The organism is Clostridium sulfidigenes (assembly GCF_000732635.1).
GTDB classification, from domain to species: Bacteria; Bacillota; Clostridia; order Clostridiales; family Clostridiaceae; genus Clostridium_J; species Clostridium_J sulfidigenes.
The window spans coordinates 146,394-153,936 of sequence record NZ_JPMD01000038.1; the positions used below are offsets into that span (position 1 = coordinate 146,394).

A 7,543-nucleotide genomic window follows, 5' to 3' on the forward strand; every position below is an offset into this window, starting at 1 on the left:
GGAAGTAATGACCAATGGAGAACTTTGATAAAGATTTACGTTCAATACAAGAAGCGAGAGATCTTGCTAGACTTGGAAAGGTAGCAGCTAATAAAATTGCTGATTATACTGAAGAGCAAATCGATAAAATTTTACGTAACATGGTTAGAGTTGCAGAAGAAAATGCAGTTTGTTTAGCACAAATGGCAGTTGAAGAAACTGGTTTTGGTAAAGTTGAAGATAAAACTTTTAAAAACCATTTAGCAGCTACTATACTATATGAATCAATTAAAGATATGAAAACTATCGATATAATTAGAGAAGATGAGGTAAACAAGCTAATAGAGATTGCTGAGCCAGTTGGTTTAGTTATGGGTATAGTACCTTCAACAAACCCAACTTCTACTGCTATTTTTAAAGCTATGATTTCAATTAAATCTCGTAATGCTATAGTATTCTCACCACACCCATCTGCTGCAAAATGTACAATTAAAGCAGCTCAATTAATGCACGATGCAGCTGTTGAAGCTGGTGCACCAGAGAATGTTATAACTTGTGTAACTTCACCTTCAATTGGAGCTACAAATGAGTTAATGAAAAGCAAAGAAGTTGCTATAATAATAGCTACAGGCGGTCCAGGAATGGTTAAAGCTGCTTACAGTGCAGGAAAACCAGCTCTAGGTGTTGGTGCAGGAAACTCTCCAGCATACATAGAAAAAACTGCCAACATAGAACAAGCTGTTAGAAATATTATGGCAAGTAAAACTTTTGATAATGGTACAATCTGTGCATCAGAACAATCAATAATCTGTGAAGAATGTAATGAAGCTGCAGTTATTCAAGAGTTCAAAAAGCATGGTGGATACTTCATGACTAAAGAAGAAACTGATAAAGTTTGTAAATTATTATTCAAAAATGGACATGCAATGAATGCTAAATTTGTAGGAAGAAGTCCACAAGTTATTGCAAGTGCTGCAGGAATTGAGATTCCTCAAGGAACTAAAGTACTTATAGGAAGACAAAACGGAGTAGGTGAAGGTAATCCATTATCATTTGAAAAACTTACAACAGTTCTTGGATTCTATACAGTAAAAGATTGTCACCAAGCATGTGATTTAAGTATTGAATTACTTCAAAATGGAATTGGTCACACAATGAGTATCCATACTGAAAATAAAGATATAGTTATGAAGTTTGCTAAAAAGCCAGCTTCTCGTATCCTTGTTAACACTGGTGGAACACAAGGTGGAACAGGTGCAAGCACAGGTCTTAATCCTTCATTCACTTTAGGTTGTGGTACATGGGGAGGAAGCTCAGTATCTGAAAATGTTACTCCTGAGCACCTTATAAACATTAAGAGAGTTGCTTATGGTTTAAAAGATTGCGCAACATTAGCATCTAATGACCCAACTTTCAACTGTATAAAAACTGCTGAGAATTGTCACAGCGTACAAAATCAACTTATGAATATGAGTCCAGCTCAAATTGCAGCAGCTGCAGCGGCTTTAAGTAAAGATAACGCTTGCGTTAACAATACTAATACTTGCACTGAATGCAATACTGATAGCACAAAAAATGAAGAGATTTTAGATTTAGTTAATCAAATAGTTGCCGCTATGAAAGGGGCAAACTAATGGATAATTGTGAAGCAGTATTAAAACTTTTACTAGAAGCTGTGAAAAACGATGGACAAAAAACTGCATCTCAGGGAAATTCATCTGAGATTCCAGTAGGAGTTTCTAATAGACATGTACATCTTTCACAAAAGGATTTAGAGAGTCTTTTTGGTGCAGATTACAGTCTTACAAAACTTAAAGACTTATCTCAACCAGGTCAATATGCATGCAAGGAACTTGTAACAATTTGCGGACCAAAAGGTGCAATCGAGAAAGTTAGAATCCTTGGACCTGTAAGAAGTAAGACTCAGGTTGAAGTATTAAATGGAGATTGCATTAAACTTGGAGCAGCATCAAATGTAAGACTATCTGGAGATTTAAGCAGAACACCTGGAATTACATTAGTAGGACCAAAAGGTTCAGTTCAAATTGAAGAAGGCTTAGTAGTTGCACAAAGACATATTCACATGACACCTGAAGATGCTAAAAACTTAGGAGTTTGTGATGGAGATACAGTATGTATAAAATTTGACGATTTAAGAGGCGGAATATATAGTAATGTAGCTATTAGAGCTAATGATGCTTCAAAACTTGAATGTCATCTTGATATAGAAGAGGCTAATGCAATGGGCATTAACTCAAAGTCAAAAGTAACAATTGTAAAGTAAAAAAAGTAACAAAATAAGTGGTTATAATTAAAAATTATAATATAAATAAAAGATATTTAGGAGGATTATAAAATGAAATACGATGCATTAGGAATGATAGAAACAAAAGGTTTAGTAGGATCAATTGAGGCAGCTGACGCTATGGTTAAAGCAGCTAACGTATATTTAATAGGTAAAGAATATGTTGGAGGCGGACTTGTAACTGTTATGGTTAGAGGTGATGTTGGAGCTGTTAAAGCTGCTACAGATGCTGGTGCTGCTGCTGCACAACGTGTTGGAGAATTAGTATCAGTTCACGTAATCCCACGTCCACATTCTGAGGTTGAAGTAATTCTTCCATCTTCTAAAGAAGCTGCAAAATAGGATTTTAATTACATTATAAAAAATAAAAACGTCGCTAAAGATAATTTAGCGGCGTTTTCTTTTTTTGATTATAATAATTTTATTGTCTATTGAGTTCATAAAGATGGAGTAACTTAAATGTGGAAGTGTGAGAAGTGAATAAATAAAATAGCATAAGATAATAAATTTATATTTATTTTATAAAATGAAGAGTTAGCAACTTGCTAAATTCTTTTATTGAATCTAATTAATGGAAATAGTATAATTATAGATATAAGAGATGTAAGTTTAAAATATAAGTATCACAGAGGATGAAATATTAAGTGTTGCATAAACCCATATTGAGGATTGGCATAAGATAGCAATATGATTATAAAAGGTTAAATATTGGGAGGAGTTTGTATGGAAACCACAACCAGTCATTATGGTAATTGGGTAGGCGCAATAATATTTATAATTATCTACTGTTTGATACTTTTATTTGTACCATATTATAAAAAAATAGATAAAAAACCAAGAACAGCTTTTATAGCATTTGTTTGTGCCTTTGCTATTGAAATGTTTGGAATACCATTTAGTCTTTACATTGCTTCATGGATTATAGGAAAGAATTTGCCAGAAGGAGTATTTTGGGGTCACACCCTCATTAATCAAATTGGTTATTGGGGAATGTATATTAATTATATTTGTATATTAGTGGCTGCTATTTTAATTATAAATGGATGGTATAACATATATAATAAATATTGGATAAAAGATAAAGGTACAGGCTGTGTTGTAGATACAGGTGTCTATCGATTTATAAGGCATCCTCAGTATACTGGATTTTATTTGTTAACATTGGGAATGATTATTGAATGGGCAACAATTCCAATGATTTTAATGTGGCCAGTTATATTTGTATTATATTATAAATTAGCTAAAAAAGAAGAGAAAGACATGATAAATGAATTTGGGGATAAATATATTGATTATATGAAGCGAACCAAAATGTTTATACCATTTGTTATATAGAAAAGAATTATATTAAACTCCAATATAAAACGAGGTAGAAGAGATTCTATCTCGTTTTATTAATAGTATATACTATTAATAAGTACAGAAAATCATAGTTGTAATTATTTCTATCACTATTATAAAAGAGAATACATGATTTCCATTTACAAGGCTTGCCATAGTATATTTGTAAAACATACTTAAGATAATTTTAGAATATATAGATAATTTTGGATATAATTATTTAAATGAGCGGTAGAATTATATATAATTCATATTATCAAGAAGATAATTTAGATATTTTACAATTGTAGATAAGGTTAAGTAAATGGATTTTTGATAATTAAATAGTATTATATTTTAATAAGTAAAATAGCCTAATGAATGGAGGAAAAATGGAGATGAATATAATTGAGAAGATAAAGGAAGATGTAAAAAGAAGATGTGAAAGTCCAAATAATTTTTTTGGTGTTGGAAGTTATGAACATATTGAAAGCGTAGCGAATAATGCAGTTGAATTAGCTACACTATATAAAGCAGATGTTGAGGTATGCGAAATTGCAGGATGGTTGCATGATATAGCTTCAATCACAGATTATAAGTTATACGAGAATCATCATATTCATGGTGCAAATATGGCAGAGAAAATCTTAAAATCATATAATTATCCAATAGATAAAATTGAGTTAGTTAAATTATGTATATTAAATCACCGTGGAAGTGTATTAAAAGAAAAAACAACTAAGGAAGAAATATGCGTTGCTGATGCTGATGCTATTTCTCATTACGATACATTGCCATCACTATTTTATTTGGCATTTGTTCAAAGAAAACTGAATATTGATGATGGGTTAGAGTTTGTTAAAAGCAAACTTGAAAGAAGCTATAATAAAATGTCTAAAGAGAGTAAAGAATATTATAAAGATAAAAGAAATATGATTCAAGCTATATTAAGATAATTAGTGTTAAGATGTATTATACATATTTAAATAAGGTAGTAAAAAAATATGGAGGTCTTAATATGGAAATAGTAGAAATGAGAATTTCAAATTATGAGGATGTTTTTAAACTATGGACTTCTACCCATGGAATGGGTCTAAGAAATTTAGATGATTCTAAGGTAGGTATAGATAAATTCCTAAGGAGAAACCCTACTACTAATTTTATAGCTGAAGAGGATGGTAAAATAGTAGGAAGTATATTATGTGGACATGATGGTAGACGAGGATATATTTATCATACTGCTGTAGATATGAGATACAGAGGAAAAGGTATTGGGAAAAATCTAGTCAATTCAGTTATTAATGCCTTAAAACGTGAAGGAATAAATAAAGCTGCACTAGTTGTATTTACTAATAATGAAGTTGGGAATGGGTTTTGGAGATCTATGGGATGGGAGAAAAGAGAGGATTTAAATTACTATAATTTAAGCATTATTAAAGAAAATTAATTTAGTTGGGGGATTATTATGGAGAAGAAGATAAAATTGATTATAACTGATTTAGATCGAACCCTTTTAAGGACGGATAAAAGCATTTCTAACTATAGTTTAGATATTATAAGAAGATGTAAGGAGCAAGGAATATATATTGCTATAGCTACAGCCCGTTCAGAGCAAGCCGCTGCAAATTATATTAAATTAATTAATCCTGATATTGTAATTTCTAATGGGGGAGCATTGGCAAAGTGTAAAGATGAGGTTATTTATAAATGTATGCTATCAGCACGGATATCCGATTCTCTAATTAAAGATTGTGTAATGAGTTCAAATATTGGTGAAATAACTGTTGAAACTGAAAGTGGATATTATAGTAATAGTGAAGAGTTAAATAAACATGGTGAAGATTATACTCATGCTAAATATAATAATTATTCCAAGTCACTAAATTGTATGACCTATAAAATAACTGTGGAGGTTTTCGAAAGTAAAGCTGCAGAGGAGCTAGCTTCTAAGTATCCACAATGTAGTTTTCTAACTTACGTTGGAGAAAATTGGTGTAGATTTGCCCATAGAGAGGCAACAAAAATTAATACCATTAATGAAATCGTTAAATATTTAAATATAAGCCTAGAAGAGGTAGCTGCATTTGGTGATGATATTAATGACTTAGGAATGATAAAACATTGTGGACAAGGCATAGCAGTATCAAATGCAATTAAAGAAATTTTAGAATGTGCATCACATATTACAGGAAGTAATGATGAGGATGGTGTAGCAGCTTTTATTAGTGAAAAGTTCCTAGAGAAGGATGAAAATTAGATTAGTATGAACAATAAAGATTTTATAAATATAAACTACCTTAAACATGGTAATAAAAAACAACAAAATTCATATAAAGTACTTAAGGCGCTAGATATATTTAATGTTTTAAGAAAGTTTAATCCAATATTAGTAGGGACTATACCTATTAATATTGATATAGAAAACAGTGATTTAGATATAGTATGTGAAGTTTATGATTTTAAGGAATTTCAGAAGATAGTAGAAGATAGGTATTCTATGTTCAGTAAATTTCATATAAGTAATAATAGTACAGATAATGAGACAATATTAACTGTAAACTTTTATGTGGAGGATATTGAAATAGAAATATATGCTCAGTCATTGGATAGTTGTAAACAGAATGGTTATAGGCATATGGTAGTGGAAGATAGAATACTTAGATTAGGTGGAGAAAGAACTAGAGAAGAGGTTGTTATCCTTAAGAAAAATGGATTGAAAACAGAACCGGCTTTTGCAAAACACTTAGGTTTAGATGGAAATCCATATGATGAGCTATTGAAATTAGAAGAATATAGTGATAAAAAGATTAAGGATATGTTAGATAATATTAGAAATAGTTAGTTAAATTTAGATATTCAGCAATAAACATTAAAAGAACTACTAAAACTTCTAATTTGAAGGTAAAACAATAGTTAGGACTATAATTAATGGTTTGACATGAAAATTAGAAGGGTATAATATAATATTAACAATTGAATATTATGGAAGATGGGTTCGGTTATATTTTCCTATAACTGATTAAAAGAGAAGCTGGGTGAAAATCCCACACGGTCCCGCCGCTGTAAGAGAGGAGTTTTCTTCTAAGATGCCACTGTTTTTATGGGAAGGCAGAAGAAAATAATGATACTTGAGTCAGAACACCTGCCTATTTTTTACGCTATAATTCTACGAGAGATGGAAGGGTGTGATTTAATCTATGATAGATAAGATTTAAGACCTTTTAGTTTTAGTAGCTAAGAGGTTTTTTTTACCATTAATAAAGCATTAAATTTAAATTATTAGTAAGGAGTGAGTGTATATGAAAAGAGCACAATTTGATAAGGAAAGTTTATTATTAGTTATATCAGAAGTACCGAAAGTCTTAAAAAACTTAGATAATATTATAGATACAAACAATGAAAAAGTAGATTCTACAGAAGGGAATTTTAAGGCGGAATTTACTAACTTTATAGAGCTTTTAGGAAAATATATGAGTAAATGCTTAGTGACTATAAGCGAGCCTTATAATGAAAATTTATATAGTGTAAGTATAGACAACTCAGTAGATGCTGGATTTTTACCACAAATATCATCTGAGTTTTATAACTATTTAAAAGGCTTTAAAAACTGTGAAGAAACTATAAAAAATGTATCCTATAAGGAACTATATAAATTCTACGTGGATAACCATGATAACATAAATAAATTATATGACCATATGATAGAGTTTACTAACAAATTATAAAAAATAAACCGTAGAGCCTGTGAAAAAAAAGTCTGTAAATTACAAATAATAGCAGCTTTCTATGATAAAATAAATATATCATGGGAGGCTGTTTTTATGGTGAAAAGAAAAGAAAGATTAAGCGAAGGAAAAAAGAATATCATAGCAGATTTAATTAGAGAATATGACATTCAATCTGCAGAAGATATTCAAGATGCATTAAAAGACTTACTCG

The 7,543-nt window shown here is 30.5% G+C and carries 9 protein-coding genes and 1 riboswitch; all 9 genes read left to right on the forward strand.

Annotation, left to right across the window (positions count from 1 at the left end):
- Nucleotides 1-14 precede the first annotated feature (14 nt).
- Entirely contained in the window at nt 15-1,613 is a 1,599-nt protein-coding gene (locus tag IO99_RS15065; RefSeq protein ID WP_035134874.1) for an acetaldehyde dehydrogenase (acetylating), read from the forward strand.
- Nucleotides 1,613-2,263 carry a phosphate propanoyltransferase gene (locus IO99_RS15070; RefSeq protein WP_035134876.1) on the forward strand — a complete coding sequence of 217 codons (651 nt, stop codon included), beginning with the start codon at nt 1,613-1,615 and terminating at the stop codon, nt 2,261-2,263. Before IO99_RS15065 ends, IO99_RS15070 begins: the two co-directional genes overlap by 1 nt.
- 72 nt (nt 2,264-2,335) lie before the next feature.
- A complete protein-coding gene (gene eutM / locus IO99_RS15075; protein WP_035134878.1) occupies nt 2,336-2,626 on the forward strand; it encodes an ethanolamine utilization microcompartment protein EutM in 291 nt (96 codons plus the stop codon).
- A gap of 381 nt (nt 2,627-3,007) precedes the next feature.
- Nucleotides 3,008-3,619 carry a methyltransferase family protein gene (locus IO99_RS15080; RefSeq protein ID WP_035134879.1) on the forward strand — a complete coding sequence of 204 codons (612 nt, stop codon included), beginning with the start codon at nt 3,008-3,010 and terminating at the stop codon, nt 3,617-3,619.
- A gap of 377 nt (nt 3,620-3,996) precedes the next feature.
- A complete protein-coding gene (locus IO99_RS15085; protein WP_035134881.1) occupies nt 3,997-4,560 on the forward strand; it encodes an HD domain-containing protein in 564 nt (187 codons plus the stop codon).
- 62 nt (nt 4,561-4,622) lie between these two features.
- Entirely contained in the window at nt 4,623-5,051 is a 429-nt protein-coding gene (locus tag IO99_RS15090; RefSeq protein ID WP_035134883.1) for a GNAT family N-acetyltransferase, read from the forward strand.
- An 18-nt stretch (nt 5,052-5,069) separates the two neighbouring features.
- On the forward strand, nt 5,070-5,861 hold the full coding sequence (locus IO99_RS15095; protein WP_035134885.1) for a Cof-type HAD-IIB family hydrolase: 792 nt from the start codon (nt 5,070-5,072) through the stop codon (nt 5,859-5,861).
- 6 nt (nt 5,862-5,867) lie between these two features.
- Nucleotides 5,868-6,446, forward strand: a complete 579-nt coding sequence (locus tag IO99_RS15100) for a DUF4269 domain-containing protein (protein WP_035134887.1) — start codon at nt 5,868-5,870, stop codon at nt 6,444-6,446.
- Nucleotides 6,447-6,578: 132 nt separating this feature from the next.
- Nucleotides 6,579-6,768: riboswitch (cobalamin riboswitch) on the forward strand.
- 135 nt (nt 6,769-6,903) lie between these two features.
- Nucleotides 6,904-7,329 carry a hypothetical protein gene (locus IO99_RS15105; protein WP_035134889.1) on the forward strand — a complete coding sequence of 142 codons (426 nt, stop codon included), beginning with the start codon at nt 6,904-6,906 and terminating at the stop codon, nt 7,327-7,329.
- Nucleotides 7,330-7,543: the final 214 nt, after the last annotated feature.

Excerpts from the sequence above, each read along its gene's own strand:
- IO99_RS15065 (WP_035134874.1), top strand. The coding sequence starts at position 15 with ATGGAGAACTTTGATAAAGATTTACGTTCAATACAAGAAGCGAGAGAT.
- IO99_RS15070 (WP_035134876.1), top strand. The coding sequence starts at position 1,613 with ATGGATAATTGTGAAGCAGTATTAAAACTTTTACTAGAAGCTGTGAAA.
- eutM (WP_035134878.1), top strand. The coding sequence starts at position 2,336 with ATGAAATACGATGCATTAGGAATGATAGAAACAAAAGGTTTAGTAGGA.
- IO99_RS15080 (WP_035134879.1), top strand. The coding sequence starts at position 3,008 with ATGGAAACCACAACCAGTCATTATGGTAATTGGGTAGGCGCAATAATA.
- IO99_RS15085 (WP_035134881.1), top strand. The coding sequence starts at position 3,997 with ATGGAGATGAATATAATTGAGAAGATAAAGGAAGATGTAAAAAGAAGA.
- IO99_RS15090 (WP_035134883.1), top strand. The coding sequence starts at position 4,623 with ATGGAAATAGTAGAAATGAGAATTTCAAATTATGAGGATGTTTTTAAA.
- IO99_RS15095 (WP_035134885.1), top strand. The coding sequence starts at position 5,070 with ATGGAGAAGAAGATAAAATTGATTATAACTGATTTAGATCGAACCCTT.
- IO99_RS15100 (WP_035134887.1), top strand. The coding sequence starts at position 5,868 with ATGAACAATAAAGATTTTATAAATATAAACTACCTTAAACATGGTAAT.
- IO99_RS15105 (WP_035134889.1), top strand. The coding sequence starts at position 6,904 with ATGAAAAGAGCACAATTTGATAAGGAAAGTTTATTATTAGTTATATCA.